General features: G+C 38.0%; 20 protein-coding genes. 10 read left to right on the forward strand and 10 right to left on the reverse strand.

The window, feature by feature from the left end; genetic code table 11:
- Positions 1-32 precede the first annotated feature (32 nt).
- The 5 genes from HX13_RS13300 (at position 33) to HX13_RS13320 (ending at position 2626) form a co-directional block, all read left to right on the forward strand.
- Positions 33-557 carry a hypothetical protein gene (locus HX13_RS13300; protein WP_316931311.1) on the forward strand — a complete coding sequence of 175 codons (525 nt, stop codon included), beginning with the start codon at positions 33-35 and terminating at the stop codon, positions 555-557.
- Positions 557-979, forward strand: a complete 423-nt coding sequence (locus HX13_RS13305; protein ID WP_050021509.1) for a hypothetical protein — start codon at positions 557-559, stop codon at positions 977-979. Before HX13_RS13300 ends, HX13_RS13305 begins: the two co-directional genes overlap by 1 nt.
- Positions 972-1235, forward strand: coding sequence for a hypothetical protein (locus HX13_RS13310; protein WP_050021510.1), 264 nt, complete (start codon positions 972-974; stop codon positions 1233-1235). Before HX13_RS13305 ends, HX13_RS13310 begins: the two co-directional genes overlap by 8 nt.
- A gap of 184 nt (positions 1236-1419) precedes the next feature.
- Positions 1420-1608 (forward strand): hypothetical protein, encoded by a 189-nt coding sequence (locus HX13_RS13315; RefSeq protein ID WP_050021511.1) that lies wholly within the window; start codon positions 1420-1422, stop codon positions 1606-1608.
- 175 nt (positions 1609-1783) lie between these two features.
- Positions 1784-2626 (forward strand): prephenate dehydrogenase, encoded by an 843-nt coding sequence (locus HX13_RS13320; protein ID WP_050021512.1) that lies wholly within the window; start codon positions 1784-1786, stop codon positions 2624-2626.
- Positions 2627-2688: 62 nt separating this feature from the next.
- On the opposite strand, the gene HX13_RS13325 is transcribed toward HX13_RS13320, so the two are convergent.
- The 8 genes from HX13_RS13325 to HX13_RS13355 all read right to left on the reverse strand — a co-directional run bounded on the left by HX13_RS13325 (position 2689) and on the right by HX13_RS13355 (position 9684).
- Positions 2689-4107: an L-serine ammonia-lyase gene (locus HX13_RS13325; RefSeq protein ID WP_050021585.1), complete on the reverse strand. Its 1419-nt coding sequence runs from the start codon at positions 4105-4107 to the stop codon at positions 2689-2691.
- A gap of 149 nt (positions 4108-4256) precedes the next feature.
- On the reverse strand, positions 4257-5603 hold the full coding sequence (locus HX13_RS13330; RefSeq protein ID WP_050021513.1) for an ammonium transporter: 1347 nt from the start codon (positions 5601-5603) through the stop codon (positions 4257-4259).
- A 101-nt stretch (positions 5604-5704) separates the two neighbouring features.
- Positions 5705-6352: an alpha/beta hydrolase gene (locus HX13_RS13335; RefSeq protein ID WP_050021514.1), complete on the reverse strand. Its 648-nt coding sequence runs from the start codon at positions 6350-6352 to the stop codon at positions 5705-5707.
- Positions 6353-6536: 184 nt separating this feature from the next.
- Entirely contained in the window at positions 6537-7166 is a 630-nt protein-coding gene (locus HX13_RS13340) for a YceI family protein (protein ID WP_050021515.1), read from the reverse strand.
- A 78-nt stretch (positions 7167-7244) separates the two neighbouring features.
- The gene (locus HX13_RS13345; RefSeq protein ID WP_050021516.1) at positions 7245-7811 is read right to left on the reverse strand and encodes a YceI family protein; all 567 of its coding nucleotides are present in this window, start codon (positions 7809-7811) and stop codon (positions 7245-7247) included.
- 145 nt (positions 7812-7956) lie between these two features.
- Positions 7957-8760, reverse strand: a complete 804-nt coding sequence (locus HX13_RS13350; protein WP_238555328.1) for a glucokinase — start codon at positions 8758-8760, stop codon at positions 7957-7959.
- Positions 8735-9007, reverse strand: coding sequence for a hypothetical protein (locus HX13_RS24350; RefSeq protein ID WP_238555329.1), 273 nt, complete (start codon positions 9005-9007; stop codon positions 8735-8737). The genes HX13_RS13350 and HX13_RS24350 overlap by 26 nt, the downstream gene beginning before the upstream one ends.
- 113 nt (positions 9008-9120) lie before the next feature.
- A complete protein-coding gene (locus HX13_RS13355) occupies positions 9121-9684 on the reverse strand; it encodes a hypothetical protein (protein WP_050021517.1) in 564 nt (187 codons plus the stop codon).
- Positions 9685-10022: 338 nt separating this feature from the next.
- Here HX13_RS13355 and HX13_RS13360 point away from each other — a divergent pair, with 338 nt between their 5' ends.
- Both HX13_RS13360 and HX13_RS13365 read left to right on the forward strand, forming a co-directional pair.
- Complete coding sequence (locus HX13_RS13360) at positions 10023-11267, forward strand: DUF1800 family protein (protein WP_238555330.1); 1245 nt, start codon at positions 10023-10025, stop codon at positions 11265-11267.
- A gap of 208 nt (positions 11268-11475) precedes the next feature.
- Positions 11476-12606, forward strand: a complete 1131-nt coding sequence (locus tag HX13_RS13365) for a DUF1501 domain-containing protein (protein ID WP_128572410.1) — start codon at positions 11476-11478, stop codon at positions 12604-12606.
- 457 nt (positions 12607-13063) lie between these two features.
- On the opposite strand, the gene HX13_RS13370 is transcribed toward HX13_RS13365, so the two are convergent.
- Positions 13064-14083, reverse strand: coding sequence for a helix-turn-helix transcriptional regulator (locus HX13_RS13370; protein ID WP_050021518.1), 1020 nt, complete (start codon positions 14081-14083; stop codon positions 13064-13066).
- 4 nt (positions 14084-14087) lie between these two features.
- The gene (locus HX13_RS13375) at positions 14088-14423 is read right to left on the reverse strand and encodes a HopJ type III effector protein (RefSeq protein WP_050021519.1); all 336 of its coding nucleotides are present in this window, start codon (positions 14421-14423) and stop codon (positions 14088-14090) included.
- A 151-nt stretch (positions 14424-14574) separates the two neighbouring features.
- Here HX13_RS13375 and HX13_RS13380 point away from each other — a divergent pair, with 151 nt between their 5' ends.
- From HX13_RS13380 to HX13_RS22545, 3 genes are all read left to right on the forward strand, one after another.
- Positions 14575-15957 (forward strand): RtcB family protein, encoded by a 1383-nt coding sequence (locus tag HX13_RS13380; RefSeq protein WP_050021520.1) that lies wholly within the window; start codon positions 14575-14577, stop codon positions 15955-15957.
- A 255-nt stretch (positions 15958-16212) separates the two neighbouring features.
- Positions 16213-17280: a hypothetical protein gene (locus HX13_RS13385; RefSeq protein WP_050021521.1), complete on the forward strand. Its 1068-nt coding sequence runs from the start codon at positions 16213-16215 to the stop codon at positions 17278-17280.
- A gap of 1 nt (position 17281) precedes the next feature.
- Positions 17282-17422 carry a hypothetical protein gene (locus HX13_RS22545; protein ID WP_157837444.1) on the forward strand — a complete coding sequence of 47 codons (141 nt, stop codon included), beginning with the start codon at positions 17282-17284 and terminating at the stop codon, positions 17420-17422.
- The last annotated feature ends 6 nt before the right edge of the window (positions 17423-17428 follow it).

Below are 17428 nucleotides of genomic sequence, written 5' to 3' on the forward strand. Positions count from 1 at the left end.
AAGAACAAGATTCTAATATGTGCCGATATGCTATGATGATTTACAAAAGTCATTACGCCTGTTTTAACTGTCAGAAAACATTCAAACGCCGCACTTTAAAAGATGTGGACAGAAACGCTTCTGTTTCAGTGGACGCCAAATGTCCCGAATGTGGAAATCTGATGGCTAATATGGGGCTTGATTTTGAGTCCCCGGCAAAGAATGATGATAAACAATGGGCACATATCCGCAATCTGTACACCGTGGGCATCACCTTCCATTCCTGTGGTTGCTCCGGCCCCGGATATATTCCACAAGACCGTAAAGCCATTATTTCCTATCTGGAAAAAATCCGGGCGGAATATATGCGTGCTCTGGTATTCTGGAGATACCGTGTTGAACCTGAAAACAAGAAAGAACGGGAGCTTGAATATCAGAAAAATGGCGGACATTTAAGAGCCGTGAGCAACAATGCTTTCAGGGAAACCGTTACCAACCAGGAAGGAATCAACTACTGGATCAATAAAATTAAAGAATTGGAAGAACGTCTTACCTTAATCCGAAATTCAAAGCAATAATGGAACTGAGATCAGATATAGAGCCTGACCTGAAAACTGCGGAAAACCGCTATCCGGAAATTTTAAAGTTAATCCTGGATTATACATCCCATACAGACCTTGCCGGAGACAAAAACCTCATCACTTACCAGCATCTTGAAACGGCATTACATCAGATCACTCAAAAAGATATTTCCCGGTTCAGTATGGAATGGTGGGAGGAAGAAGGCGCTGAAGTATTGGCATTCCGTATTGCTTTACCTGATCCCGTAAAAGTAAATGATCTGACTTCTGAGGAGCTGGAAGAAATTATATTCCGTATAGAAAGCCCGGTAATTATCAATAAAAACTGGGAAGATCAGACTTTTGAAGAACAGTTTTCATTATATCTGGATGACTATTACCGGAAATTTTTGAAATTGAATGGTAATCCTTATGGCTAAGCCAACTGAAGCATTCGCAGGAAAATATCCTGTGCCCCCTCTAAAAGTCCCTATCAATAAAAACAAAACATTTATCTTTACCAACCAGTCGAAAAACAGGACTGTAATTAATAATTCAGAATTTAAAACATACATTTCAATCTTCATGAAAAAATTGAGTTTCATCGCTCTTGCTTTGTTGCTGGTAACAGGATGCAAGAACGATCCAAAACAAACTATAAGCAAAACCACAGCTCCCGAAAAAAAAAGACAGTAGCCTTGCAAAAGTTTCTGCTGCAGAATATAAGACTCCTGAAAACAAAGAAATACCTGCTCTGAAGGAATGTACAGAAAAGACCATTGAATATGGAAGTGAACAGGAATGTTTTTTCCCGGAATCTACCATTAAAGAAGTATATCAAAAAACCATTAAAGAAAATGAAATAGAAAAGGCAGAACTGTTGCTTCCGGATTTGCCCGGACACACTGTAGAAAAAACAATCAATCAGGATGGCCTGGAATCTATTCATTACAAGGTGGCTCCGGAAAAAATTGAAATTGAATTCCTGTTTGCAGGCGGAGTGACCACTTTAGAACTGGAACAGCAGGGAGGTAAAGTGAAAAGAACCATTATTCACAGTGCCGATTAAATTTAGATAAGAAAATCTTCGGATTTCAAAAATATTTTATACCTTCGCTTTGTGAATTTTAATAAAGGAACATATTATTATAGAATTTTTAGCTCAGATCTGGGATAGGGATTCTTATGAATATAACTTAAAACCTCGTCCTGGACGGGGTTTTTTTATTATAAAAATTTAAAAAATGAAAATAAGTATTATAGGAGTAGGATTAATCGGAGGCTCGATGGCTTTAAAATTAAGGGAAAAAGGCATTGCCGATTTTGTTTATGGAATTGACCAGAACCAACAGCATATCAAAGAGGCTTTAGATTTAAAAATCATTGATGCAGAAGCTGATCTGCATCAGGGAATCAAAAACTCGGACCTGATCATCATGGCTATTCCGGTAGATGCAGCCAGAAAATTATTACCGGATGTTTTAAATCTTGTATCAGATCAACAAACCGTGATGGATGCCGGATCTACAAAGGCCGGAATTGTGGGCGCCGTCAAAGACCATCCGAAACGCTCAAGGTTTGTAGCCTTCCATCCGATGTGGGGGACAGAAAACAGCGGTCCAAAGTCTGCCATTTCCGAGAGCTTCTCCGGAAAAGCAGGAGTCATTTGTAATAAAGAAGAATCTGCTGAGGACGCATTGAATACCGTTGAAAAAATTGTGGCTGCCCTGGACATGCATCAGATTTATATGAATGCAGAAGACCACGACATCCATACCGCTTATATTTCACATATTTCACATATTACCTCTTATGCCCTGGCCAACACTGTCCTTGAAAAGGAACGTGAAGAAGAAACAATCTTCCAGCTGGCAAGTTCAGGATTTTCCAGTACTGTACGTCTGGCAAAATCCCATCCTGAAATGTGGGTACCGATCTTTAAACAGAATAAAGAAAATGTACTGGATGTTTTAAATGAACACATTACTCAGCTCAGAAAATTCAAATCCGCTTTGGAAAAAGAGAATTATGAATATCTTGAAGAGTTGATCACCAATGCCAACAGGATCAGGGGAATATTAAGATAAGACTAGAGAAAAACCCCCGGACCTGCGGTCCGGGGGTTTTGTATTGTTAAGAATATATCTCATTAGCACTCAGGAACATTCACGGCGATAGCCAGTCCCCCTTCGGAGGTTTCCTTAAAGCGGTCACTCATGGATTGTGCCGTTTCCCACATGGTCTGAATAACTTCATCTAATGTTACTTTTGCTTTGGAAGGATCACTTTCCAAAGCGATATTCGCGGCCGTGATTGCTTTGATAGCTCCCATTGTATTCCTTTCAATACAAGGAATCTGCACAAGTCCTTTGATAGGATCACAGGTCAGCCCAAGATGGTGTTCCATCGCTATTTCTGCAGCCATCAATACCTGACCTACATTGCCTCCCAGGATTTCCGTAAGACCGGCAGCTGCCATTGCTGAAGATACTCCTATTTCAGCCTGACAGCCTCCCATTGCAGCTGAAATGGTTGCATTTTTCTTGAATAACGTTCCGATTTCTCCTGCTACCAGAAGGAAACGTACAATATCATCATCACTTACAGCATCTGTAAAGGCCTGGGAATACATCAGAACTGCCGGAATCACACCACTGGCTCCATTGGTAGGGGCTGTAATGATTCTCCCGAAGCTTGCATTCTCTTCATTCACTGCCAGGGCAAAACACGCTATCCATTTATTGATATTCGTGAAGTTTTCCTCTGCATCTACAACAAGCCTGAACCATTCATCAATATTTTTATAAATCTTATCTCCTAAAAGCTTTCTGTTCAGCCCTGCTGCTCTTCTGGAAACATTCAGTCCTCCCGGAAGGATACCTTCTTTATTTACACCTTTATAAATACATTCTTTGATTTGCTGCCAGATGTAAAGCGCCTCCTGTCTCGTTTCTTCCTGCGTTCTCCAGCTTTCTTCATTAATTAAAATCAAATCCGAAATTTTGTTGAACCCTAATTTCTGGCAATATTTTGCAATATCTGATCCGTGATGGCAAGGATATAAGGTACGTATACAATGTTTTTGTATGGAATTTTTCTCCTGGCTGGCAATAAACCCTCCGCCTACGGAATAAAAATCCTGAACCAGCTCAGTTCCATCTTCAAAAACAGCCCTGAAAATCATTCCGTTAGGATGAAAATCAAGAGATTTCTGCATATTTAAAACAAGATGGTACCCGTAGACAAAAGGAATCTCCTTCTCACCTCCAAGGTTAATGATCTGGTTTCTTTTTATGTTTTCTATTTTCTCATCAATTTTTGATGTGTCAATAGTTTTAAAATCTTCACCATTCAGTCCCAGCATCCCGGCGATATCTGTTCCGTGTCCGATTCCGGTTTTAGCTAAAGAACCAAAAAACTCAAGGAAAACCTCTTTTACCTCTTCTATTGACCTCTCCCTTTTTATAATCCTGATGAATGCAGAAGCAGCATTCCATGGTCCCATCGTGTGCGAACTGGATGGTCCTATTCCAACTTTAATAATCTCAAAAACCGATATTGATTCCATAAATGATTCGTCATTTTCCTCAAAACAAAGATACATGATAAATCTTAATAAAAAGCGTATTAGATGCTAGATTGATTAACTTTTATAACCATTACGGTGAGTTTATAATAAGTATTTGTGCAATTCGTCACAACTTTCATTTCTGGATCTCAATTAAAGCGCTCTCCATGCTGTGAAAGGTCAAGCCCTTTGTTTTCTGATTCTTCTGATACCCGTAACGGGATGATAGAATCTGTAATTTTATATAAAAGCAATGAACCGGAAAACGTAAAGACAGATACTAAAGCCAAAGCAATCATATGATGAAGAAAAACCTCTATTCCTCCATGAAGAAGACTTGCTTTCTCACCATGTGCAAAAACAGCCGTCAGGATCATTCCCATAATTCCTCCTACTCCATGGCATGCGAATACGTCCAGGGTATCATCGATCTTTTTTAAAGCCTTCCAATTGACCATCATATTGGAAACTATTGCTGAAATAAACCCTATAAAAAGACTTTCCTGAATGCTGACAAAACCACAGCCAGGAGTAATAGCCACCAATCCAACAACAGCACCGATACAGGCGCCCAGTGCTGATATACTTCTTCCATTGATTCTGTCGAAAAAAATCCATGTCATCATTGCGGAAGCGGAAGCAATTGTGGTGGTACCAAATGCTGACGCCGCGGAAGCAGAAGCACTTAATGCCGAACCGGCATTGAATCCAAACCATCCGAACCACAGCATCCCTGTTCCCAGGAGAACATAAGGAATGTTTGACGGCTCATGGTGGGGATTTTTCCGATTGCCTAATACCAAAGCCCCGGCTAACGCTGCAAACCCGGCACTCATATGCACTACAGTTCCTCCTGCAAAGTCTTTTACACCGAAATATGTATTCAGAAGACCATCAGGATGCCACACCATGTGACAAAGCGGCGTATAAATAAAAATACAGAATAGAATAATGAATAAAAGATAAGAGATAAAACGGACCCGCTCTGCAAAAGAACCTGTAATAATGGCCGGGGTTATAACGGCAAATTTCATCTGGAATAGGGCAAAGAGAATAAAAGGAATTGTAGAAGCCATCATCCGGTGCGGCAAACCTCCTACTCCTTTAAAAAACGGATAAGTCAGCGGATTTCCGATGATTCCATAATGTTTTCCGGAAATTGTAATTCCTAATGATTCCCCAAAAGATAATGAAAAACCTACAACAACCCACAGAATAGAGATGACCCCTAATGCAATAAAGCTTTGCAGCATAGTGGAAATTATATTTTTCCTTCCTACCATTCCCCCGTAAAAGAAAGAAAGCCCGGGCGTCATAAGAAGCACCAGACCTGCCGCCGCAAGAATCCAGGCAACATCTGCTCCTACAATTTTATCTTCACCAAGGAAATCTCCGGTAAAAGAATCCTCAGTAACGGAAGGATTCCAGAATAAACCACCGACTGCCACAAGACTGATTATACAGAAAGAGACAATCCACTTAAGTCCTGTTTTCATATAATTTACATTTAAACCCTATCAAATTTAAACATAAATACAATAAAAACATATTTTTATTACAAATACCCCTATAAAAATACTACCAAATAATAATATTTCTATTTATCATTGAATATTTCAGATAATATTTTGGAGACCTCTTTGTATTTGGTAGCTGGAAATAAATGGGTTCCTCCTTTAATGACATAATCGGGCTTTGAATAACGGATCGGAAATACAATATCCTTGTCTCCCAGGATCTGAATAACATTAGGATTTTCTTCAAACTTCCATTCAGCGACTTTTTCTACAGACCATTTCAGGTAATATGGATCTTTTACCCTGAAATACTGAAGGAGCCTGGGATTTTTAGGATCAAAAAGTTTTCTGAGGCTGGCGTATAAATTGGTGGCTTTATCATTAAATAACCCTACCGGAAGTAATCGTGGGATTTTGGTAACTTCTCCAGTTTTGATAAACCTGGATTTTTCTTTATCAGATTTTATGCTTCCCAGGATCACGACTTTTTCGGCAGGTTTCAGCCGGTTGATTTCCTGTACCATAATCCCGCCAAAAGAATACCCTAATAAACAGAACGGCTCCGAATCATCCACCTTTTCTGCCATTCTTTCCACGTACTTATGAAAAGGTTCATTTTTTTCCGGAATAAGCCAATCTATAAAAATCAATTCACAGTGCCTGGGAAACTCCAGTCTTTCAAGGACTTTAAAATCTGCTCCAAGACCGCTTACGATATAAATTTTCATAGGACTAATTTAAAAAAAATATCAAAACAGGCATTTAATAAAACCTATAGAATTTCAGATTGCATATGCTATGAACACTAACATTCTCTTTTATTGTAACGTTCAATTATTGATCATTTTTTTCATAAAAAAAAGAACAGTCCATCTGAACTGCTCTTTCCATATCTATAGTATGTGTATACTCTTATTTCTTTTTCTTTACCGGAATCCTGTTATCATTATCCAAAGTCTCGGTAGAAACTTTAAATTGAATATCCATTTCATTTTTAATGAAATAATCTTTCAGCGAAGATTGATAGAATACTTTAAAGTCCCTTCTGTTTAGGGAGAACTTTGCAGATTCAATCACTACCGTAAACTGAGTAACATAAACATTGGCAGGGAAAGAAATTGTTTTTCTCACCCCTTTAAGTGTAAGGTCTCCATATACGGTAGAATTATATTCACTGTTTGCTAAAGGAATAATTTTAGTCAAATGGAATTTGGCAACCGGGAATTTTTTCACTTCAAAAAAGTTGGTACTCTTCAGGTCATTAGTAAGCTTGATCTGGTCTTCATCAGAAACATCGCCCGCCATCAGGCTTCTCATATCTATTACAAACTCTCCGTCCACCAAAACAGTTTTATCAAAGTTGAATTTTCCACTCTTAAGCTTTACCGTTCCTGAATGGGATGAGGCTTCGGTTTTTACAACTTTGTATCCCCACCATCTGATCTCTGATGAAGTCACTTTTGAAACTTTATCAAATTTCTTTTGTGCAGAAACAAATGATATGCTTGCGCACACCATAGCAAACAATAGTAATCTTTTCATTCTTTTTTATTTACAATTTAACAAAAATAAAAAAAAGTGTAGAACTTCTACACTTTTAACAATCTTTTTTTGATTAATTTATTGAGCAGTCACCTTTACTACCATATCAATATCATCTTTCACAAAAACATCCTGCATAGTAGACTTGTATGCTACATCAAATTTCTGTCTGTCGAAAGAGAATTTGTTGGATACTAAACTTACTACTCCTTTGCTGTAAGCAATTTTTGCAGGGAAAGTAACTGGATTTGTTTTTCCTTTTACGGTAAGGTTTCCTGTTACTAAAGAATTATAGATCTTATCGTTGTTTTTCTTTACACCGGTAATTTTGAAAGTAGCAGTCGGGTACTTCTCCACTTCAAAGAAATCACCGTTTTTAAGGTGCCCGTTTAATTTTTGCTGATATTCCCCTGTGAGGTCAGTTGCATTGATAGAAGTCATATCCAAAACAAAGCTTCCCCCTACTAATTGATTTCCTTTCATCACCATGTCTCCTGATTTTACTTTAATAGTTCCGTCATGAGAGCTTGCCTCAGATTTTGCTACTTTGTATCCCCACCAGTGAATATCAGATGCTACCACTTTTTTAGTCTGTCCGAAAGCTAAACCACCAGCTAACACTGCCAGTAAAAATATTTTTTTCATTGAATAGAATTGTTTATTTATTTTAACAACACAAAGGTAGCCAACTTACACAATAGATTTCATTGATGTATATCAAGAATTTCAATTATTTTTATGAATAATATCAGGTCATAAAAAAAACTCCGGATAAACCGGAGTTTGTATGCTAATCTTGGTAGTAAGCCGTATAGAGCGCCACTCCTTTTAATGCGGTATGGTTTTGTTTCACCAGATATATCGGAATATTTTTCAGCATTTCTTCCATTTTGTCACTGATCTTGAATTTTTCATAGAATTTATCCTTATCAATGTATTGGATGACCAACTGAGGGATATCTCCTGCAATCAGCAGACCTCCGGTGGCTTTTAGCTTCAATGTCAGGTTATTTGCTTCTCTTGCTAAGAATTCAAGGAAAGTGTCCAATGCAATTTTACAGATCAATACATTTTCTTCTACAGCAGCCTTGTAAAGTTCTTCTGCGAAATTTCCGCCGGCAAGACGCTCTCCCAGCCATTCAGGCTCAGGATGTCTTTTTACGTCTCTTAAAAATCTATAGATATTAAACAATCCTGATTTTGAAAGTACATTTTCCCAGCTTACAATTCCGTAGATATTATTCAGAAACTGGTAAAATTCAACTTCTACATTGGTTCTCGGTGAAAACTCAGAATGCCCTCCTTCTGTAGCAAAAGGCCTTAAATTTTTTCCGTCGAAGAAATACCCTGCTTCTCCAAGCCCGTTCCCCGGGGCAAGAATAGCCACATTTCCTTTTTCCAGGTGGCCACTGGTATAAATGGCTTCAAGATCATTATCTTCCAGAAGAGCCATTCCATAGGCAGAAGCTTCAAGGTCATTCAGCATATCTGCTTTCTCAAACCCGAAATCTTTTTTATACTCTTCGATATCTAAATTCCAGCCTAATCGTGCAGGGCTGCTTTTTCCGTTAAGAACCGGACCCGGCACGGCCATTCCCAGACGTTTTTACATTTTCCAGCTGATTATCCTGAATAAACTTCCTTAAAATATCAGCAAAAGAAGAATATTCTTTGGTATTATATGTATTTTGGATTTTTATCTCAAGACCTTTGTTACCGGAAACAAAATAGCCCAAGATTGTGGTGTCTTCACGGAGACTTGCTCCAATGATAGAAACATTATCATTATTACTGTTCTCTACTCCTGGTAAATAAAGTGGAAATTTTGGATTCAGAATCATAACCTCAAATTTTACCAAATATAATAATTGTTTTTGTAAATCCTGCAGAGAAGAAAAAAACCTTTCCACTTTCGTGAAAAGGTTTGGTTAATAATTGTTTATATTAAATCTAACTACTTTCCTAATGGAATATTATAACCGAATCCAACTCCGATATTCCCCACATTATAGTCCTGTCCTGGCAAATCACCTTTTGTTCCTACAAAAACCTTCTGGTATTGTACGAAAAAGTTCCAGTCTCTGTTGTGGTATCCGATTTCCGGTTTCAGGTAAAATCCTCCGCCAGCTCTTTCCACATTCGTGTTGGAAGCCACCTGCTTGTCACCTACCAGGAATCCGTATCCTAAATCTGTCCCGAAATAGAAACCTGTCTGTTTAGGATAAATCCTGATTAAAGCAGCTACAGGAACCACTCCTACATCATTGTTTTTATAACCATTGTTTTCTTTTCCGAAATAATGAGTATATCCTGAAGCGATACCTAATCCAAATCCGGGAGTAATAAGGTTCTGATAAGCAACATCTACTCCAACGGCTGCAGAAAGGTTATCTGCGGGAACTGCTAAACCAACATTTGCGCCTACTTTGATCATATTGTTCATTTGTGCACTTTGAGCGCTTGCTATACCTGCTGTTAAAATTCCAGCCAGCACTATTGCCTGTTTAAACATTTTCATAACTCTAATTTTTAATTTTACTAAGCTAATAAGATGTAAAAATCGTGCCAAGCAAGGCTAATTGATTGTTTTTAACATTTACAGAAACCATAAACAAATGATTTCCAATGAATTATTTTTAACAAAATTTAAATGTTTGTTTAACAAAATTTATGTAAAAAGAATCTTAAAAAGTGAATTAAGGTAAAAATGAACCTTATATTTTAAAATGAAAATTAAATTTTTCAGGATATGACTTCTACTTTTATCTCTTATCAGCCCTCTTTGATACTATTAACAATTCTTAACCCGTTGTTATTTTAACCTTATTCCTATAAAGGTATCAAAAAAATAAACCTATGGCTGATTCATTATTAAAAAACAAACATCTCCTCTGGCGTGCGGGCTTCGGTGTGGGAATCAATCAGGTTACCGACCTGAAAAATAATAACACCAGAACGCTCCTCAATGAATTATTTAAAGAAGATCCCTTTACGGAAATTACTTATGATACGCCTGATATAGATCCTGCAGCAGCTTATATGAACAGCTCATCCCCTGTCGATAAGAAAAAAGAAATGCAACGGATTAACAGGGAACAAAATAACGAGCTTAACCTCAATTTTCTGGATAAAATGGTCAACAGCAAAGAGCAAATGAGAGAAAAGATGGCCTTTTTCTGGCATGGACATTTTGCTTCCAGGGTGGTTAACCCCAGGTTCAACAAACAGCTTTTAAATACAATACGGAAAAATGCATTGGGAAATTTCAGGGACCTGCTCTTTGAAGTGAGTCAGGCCCCTGCCATGCTGGGCTTTCTCAATAACCAACAGAATAAAAAAGACCATCCTAATGAAAATTTTGCCCGGGAGGTTATGGAACTGTTTACCATGGGAAGAGGAAACTATACGGAAAAGGATGTCAGGGAAGCAGCCAGGGCTTTTACAGGCTGGGGATATGATAAAGAAGGAAATTTTAAAGAAAGAAAAAACCTGCATGATGAAGGCTCCAAAACTTTTTTAGGGAAGACAGGAAACTTTTCAGGCGCTGATATCCTTAATCTTATTCTGGAACAAAAAGCTACGTCCCGGTTCATTACCACCAAGGTGTATAAGTTTTTTGTCAATGAAAAAACAGACCAGGATATTATTGATACATTAAGCAATAATTTTTACAATTCCGGTTACGATATCAAAAAGCTTATGACTGAAATATTTTCCAGTACATGGTTTTACGACCAGAAAAACATTGGAAACCGGATAAAATCTCCTATAGAGCTGATGGCAGGAATCATGCGCATTCTTCCCATGCATATCCAGAATCCGGAAAACCTTATTGTATACCAAAAATTGCTGGGACAAATGTTGCTGTATCCTCCCAATGTATCGGGCTGGCCGAACGGAAGATCATGGATTGACAGTTCTACATTGATGCTGAGGCTCCAGGTTCCTCAGATCTGGTCCGGGCTCAGGCCGCTGGAATACAGCCCCCGGCAGGACGATGATATCGATATGGGGATGAAGTCTCTGGAAACAGCGTTGAACAAAAGTTTTAAAAACCCAAATATCACCATCGACTGGAATCGGGTAGAAAAAAATTTTTGAAAATAAAAAGACTGAAGATTATCTTATTCAGAACACCCAGACACTAGACATCAATTCGGTAAAAAACTTCTCGGATAAAAGTACAAAAATGACCATTATCAATCTCATGTCTACCCCGGAATACCAGCTGATGTAAAATATAAATAACAGATCGCAGCTCTCCTGAATACTGCTTTATCATTATATGCACACCCAAACCCTTCAAGCTATGTTAATTAAAAGAAGAGAATTCCTTAAAATAAGTTCGCTGGCCACCGCTTCCCTGTTGATGCCTAATTTTCTAAAAGCCATGGCATTGGATGATGCTCTGGGTCCAAGCCAGAATATACTGATCGTTCTTCAGTTTACAGGAGGAAATGATGGATTGAATACCATTATTCCCGCCAAAAATGATATTTATTTCAGGGAAAGAAAAACCCTGGCCATCCAGGATTCATTATCCCTTAGTGATGAAGCCGGTATCAATCCTTCCCTTTCCTATTTCAAAGAGCTTTTTGATAATGGAGAACTTTCTGTTATGAACAATGTGGGGTATCCCAACCCTGACAAATCCCATTTCCGGAGCATGGATATCTGGCAATCTGCAAGCCGGAGTGATGAATTTCTGGAAACAGGCTGGCTTGGCCGTTTTCTGGATGAGGAATGTTATCGTTGTGAACATCCCACCCAGGCTCTGGAAGTAGACGACATGCTCAGTCTCGCCCTCAAGGGAGAAAATAATAAAGCGTTTGCTTTTAAAGATCCTAAAAGACTGTATCAGACCAGCCAGGAAAAGTACTTTAAATCTCTTTATGATCACCATCATGATGATGAGACCGTATCGTATCTTTATCAAACACTCGGTTCCACTATCAATAATGCCGGTTATATTTTTGAAAAAAGCAAAGCAAAGAAAACGGAACAGGCCTATCCTAATTCTCAATTAGGAAAAGACTTCAAAACAGTGGCTTCTTTAATAAAATCCGACATTAATACCCAGGTGTATTACCTTTCTGTCGGAAGCTTTGATACGCACGTTAACCAGAATGAACGACAAAAGAAATTATTCAGCGATATTAATGAAGCCGTAAAGTCTTTTGTAGCCGATATGAAAAGTAATGGGCTGTTTAAAAACATCCTTCTGATGACTTTTTCTGAATTTGGCCGGCGTGTGGCCCAGAATGCCAGCAACGGTACCGATCATGGTACCGCCAATCAGATGTTTTTCATCAGCGGAAACCTTAAAAAGAAAGGTCTCTTAAATGCCCTTCCCGATCTCCGGAACCTCAACGAAGGTGACCTTGTGTATACTGAAGATTTCCGAAAAGTATATGCTACTATTTTAAAAAAACTGGCTTAAAGCCGATTCTTCTAAAGTACTGGGATGGAAAAACGGGATCTATGACTTTATTTAAACCCAGTGGCATAAAAATTTTTCGCCGGTGCCATGAAACAGTAAATTTATCGATATTGTTTTAATCCTTTTGCGGAAAGAAAAAAAAAGAATTTTTCTTTTCTGATTAATCCGTCTGTTTATCTTGGCTTGGAAATTGTATATATTTTATAAAATCACACTATGAAATCAAGAATATTTAAAGCATTAATTGCAATTATAGCACCACTGGCGATAGAATATATCGTAAAAAAAAATATCTGAAAAGATAGACAAAAAAGTAGATGAAAAGGAAAAAGAAAAAAAGCAGATTACTGCATAAACGTAAAAGTAGTTAGATTTAAAATTAGTGAAAAGAGACAGCCCATAATGAGGCCGTCTCTTTTTCTTTTCTGAAATTGAAGAATACAAATTAATATTTACATTAATGGACATCCGGAATTTCAAGATTCTGATAATTTTCAAACCCCATTTTGAATTTTTCCTCCATTCTTAATCGCAGCTTACGGGGTTTGTGAACGGTAAGAGCATCCCCGAAGCCCAGCAATAATCTTTCTAATTCAAAATTAATCTGCACACAGACTTTAAACAGGGTTCCCTGTTTTGTTTCATGTATAATTTCCTGGCTTTTATGTAAAGGCTTGGTTTTAATATAAGGGGCATTGGCTGCATCTACAAAGAAAACAACATTTCTTGGAGCCAATGAATCCGAGACAGTAACGCCTACAATATCTTTAAAATATTCATCGCCATCCAGTTCTTTATCTATATAAGAGAGACTCTCATCCACCTCGATGCTTTCCATCCTGTCCAGCGCAAGATTATACATTTTCTGTTTATAAAGGCAGATCAGAAACCAGCGGTTGTTATACTCCTTCAGCAACTGGGGATGAACGGTATATATATTGGACTCTCTTGCGGTAAAGCTTTTATAGAGGATTTTCAAAACCTTTTTATTGACGATACTTTCATAAAGAATATCAATATGCTCCAAACCTCTCAGCTGCTCATTTTTGTCCAGATGGATAATAGATTTCTGGCTGGTAGAATGAATAGAATCTTCCAGTTTCTGGATTACTCCATTCATTTCTTTAAACATCGAAAAATCTTTAAACTGTTTTAAAATCTGAATAGCATTGTTCATCGCCTTCAGGTCACTTTCGTTCACCGAAATATTATGAATACTATAGTCCGGATCGCTATAGCGGTAATATTTTCTTTCATATACCTCTATAGGAGCCTCGTACCCGAATTTTTCACTGCGCATATTCTGAAGATCGAGCTGGATTGTACGCTTGCTTACATAAGATTCTTTTCCCTCAAATTCAAATAAAGCTTCAGAACATTCATCAATAAGATCTTCCAGGGTATATTTCCGGTATTTGTTTTTCAGGCATTTATCTAATGTTTTATAGCGAATCAGGGCATTTTTATTGGATGACATGTGATTATTTCTCTTTCAGCGGGTCACTTTCAAAAATTACACCATCCCAACCAAATTCCATAAAGTTTCTGATATTCTGATGATCGTTTCCATTAGGGTGTTTTAATACGTCTTCCCTGTAAAATTCTCCGAAAAGATGCAGGGTCTGATCTTCAGGAAGTCCATAGTATGAAGCGAAGCCAAAAATCTTACATGATCCGCTGTTCTGCCCTTCTTCATTTCTGATATTTCCATTTTTAAATGCTGCCGGGGTAAAGTCAAAATGAGAATCAATATAAGCGATGACATCATGGAACTGAACGGTTTCAGGGAAATGCTTTACTTGTTCTAATAATTGCATAGGTGTTGATCTTATATGGTATTGTTTATCGTTAAAATCAGCAAATAATCTACTTTGCTTTATTTTTTGTAAAAATAATCAAAAAATAACAAACTACGCAAAACTATTGCGCAACAAGCTTTTTACTTTGCATCATCAAAAATGAAAACAAATGGAATTTAATGGAAATCACTTAATCGAATTGGGATATAGACCAGATAAATGGTTTAAAGATGCCATTACCTATATCAATGAAAATAATCTGGATGAGATTCAGGTCAAAGAGTATCTTGAACAGTTCAGGCAACCGGAACTTATCCCTCTTCATGAAACCGCTAAAGATTTTGTCATCAATATCAGAGCTGAACATGAATCTGAGCATGATAATGTGGAAAAGGTAATCAAAACAATGGAAGTCCTGATGAAAACCCCTACATTGATGGGGGGAGCAGTTATGCCGGATGCATGTCCTACAGGACCTGAAGGTCAGATTCCGGTAGGAGGTGTGGTCATTGCAAAAAATGCCATCCACCCGGGTTTCCATAGTGCAGATATCTGCTGTTCCGTTATGCTGACTGATTTTGGAAAAGCTGATCCTAAAGACGTTCTGGACGCCGCCCATTCAGTGACTCATTTCGGATACGGCGGAAGACCAAGAGGTGAACAGATGCCAATGTCTCAGGAGCTTATGGATGGCTTCAGAAAAAATGATTTTTTAAATGATGAAAAGCTGATCAGTATTGCCCGTTCACATATGGGAACACAGGGAGACGGGAATCATTTCCTGTTTGTAGGAATTTCCAGAAACACAGGAAATACCATGCTGGTTACCCATCATGGTTCCAGAGCTCCGGGTGCAGCTCTTTATGATAAAGGGATGAAAGTTGCGAACCGTTTCAGGAGAGATATTTCTCCGGAAACCCTGAAAGAAAATGCCTGGATTCCTTATGATACGGAAGAGGGACAATCCTATTGGGAAGCCCTTCAGCTGATAAGAAAATGGACCAAAGAGAATCATACTTCTATTCATGATGCCGTGCTGACCAGGCTTGATATGGTAAAAGAAAACAGGTATTGGAATGAACATAACTTTGTTTTCAAAGACGGGGATTTGTTTTATCACGCTAAAGGAGCTACTCCGCTGGATGATAAGTTTATGCCTGATATTACAGGGCCTAGATTGATTCCATTGAATATGGCAGAACCGGTATTAATTGTCCGGGGGACAACCAATGAGAGAAACCTTGGATTTGCTCCCCATGGTGCTGGAAGAAATTTCAGCAGAAGCCAGCATAAGAAGTCACTGGCTCATAAAACGACTGAGGAAATCTTCAATGAAGAAACGCAAGGACTTGATATCCGTTTCTATTCCAATGAAATTGATATTTCCGAACTGCCGAGTGCTTATAAAAGCGCAAAAAACGTAAGAGCACAGATTGAGGAATACGGATTGTGTGAAGTCCTGGATGAAGTAATGCCTTACGGATGCATTATGGCTGGTGATGTTCAGAAAAACGCACCATGGAAGAAAAAGAAGAAATATAGAAAAGCATAATATAATTCTGATTTTATATGAACCTTGCATGCTCCTGAAAACCTGCTGAGTTATTAAAAATTATAGGTAAAAGGAATAGTTTTACCAGGATTTTTCAAATAGTATCCCGCCATTTAATTCAATTGAATGGCGTTTTTATTTTATGATCTCCGGTATTTCAGCAAATCTAATAATAAGTCTATCAAATATTTAAAAAGTAATGATCTTTTTCTTTATATTTGCCGACCTTATTTATAAAACTAAAAACTTTTAATCATGAAGAAAATATTTTTCATATTTCTATCAGTTCTTACACTCGCTTCATGCGGTTCGGACGGCAACAGAGATAATGACAATGATACCAACAACAATGTCAATGCAGCGCCAAAAGTTGTAACGGGTACTCCTATTATCGCCAACGCAGAATTTAAATTTACAGGAACAGTCACTTCTGCCGGATCCGGATATTCAAAACGCGGGTTTTGCTGGAGTAAGAATATCAACCCTACCATTGGTAATTCCAAATATATTGAGGAGTATACCAATACTACAGGAGATTATCTTCTTATGGCAACATACAGTACAGATTTTGACAAATCAACTACGTATTATGTAAGGGCTTATGTTCAGGCTTATAATGGAGATGTTATTTACGGAGATAATGTATCGTTTGTTACACCTGCAAAAATGGACATTACATTTAAAATGGCCAAAAACGTGTACACAACCTCTGCTACCCTGGTTACAGAAAATATTGCCGTACATTATCTTGAAGCTTTCCTTCCTGATGAAAAAGGATTCTGCTACAGAACCAGTGCTGGCGTAGATATCACAAACGGACAAACCATTAAAATATCAAATCCGAATACGTATTCGGCATATGAACTGGAAGCGACAGCATTACAGCCCAACACTACCTATTACGTAAAATCTTATGTAAAAGAGGGAGCGCAGGTATATTATTCACCTGAAAAAACATTTAAAACTGCAGGAGCCATAGGAGCTTCGGGTGGATATGTTTTTTATGACAAAGGAGAATTTACAGATGGATGGAGATATCTTGAGGCTGCTCCTGCCAATCTCACTTATAACGGATCAGATAAAATCAAATGGGGGTGCCCGTTTGATGTTGTTAACCAGACCCAGGCAGTAATGGGATCAGGTCCTGCTAATACAGCAAGAATTATTTCCCAGTGTTCAGATGCAAACTGCGCGGCAAGGTTATGTGCTAATTATACTATAAACGGCCTCACAGGCTGGTTCTTGCCATCAGAAGAGGAATTAATGGCATTCTATAAAAGTTCCAAAAAACGTTTACAATATTGCATCAAATCCATGGAATGATGTGTCACAAAAATACTACTGGAGCTCTACAGAAATGCCGGGCATCAATGAAGCCAGAATTCTGGATGGGTATGTGGGCCATATCTGGAATTATTCCAAAGATTACAACATGGTCAGGGTAAGGCCTTTCAGAAGGTTCTAAAAATAC

Origin of the sequence: Chryseobacterium sp. P1-3 (genome assembly GCF_000738495.1) — a bacterium.
Taxonomy (GTDB): domain Bacteria; phylum Bacteroidota; class Bacteroidia; order Flavobacteriales; family Weeksellaceae; genus Chryseobacterium; species Chryseobacterium gallinarum.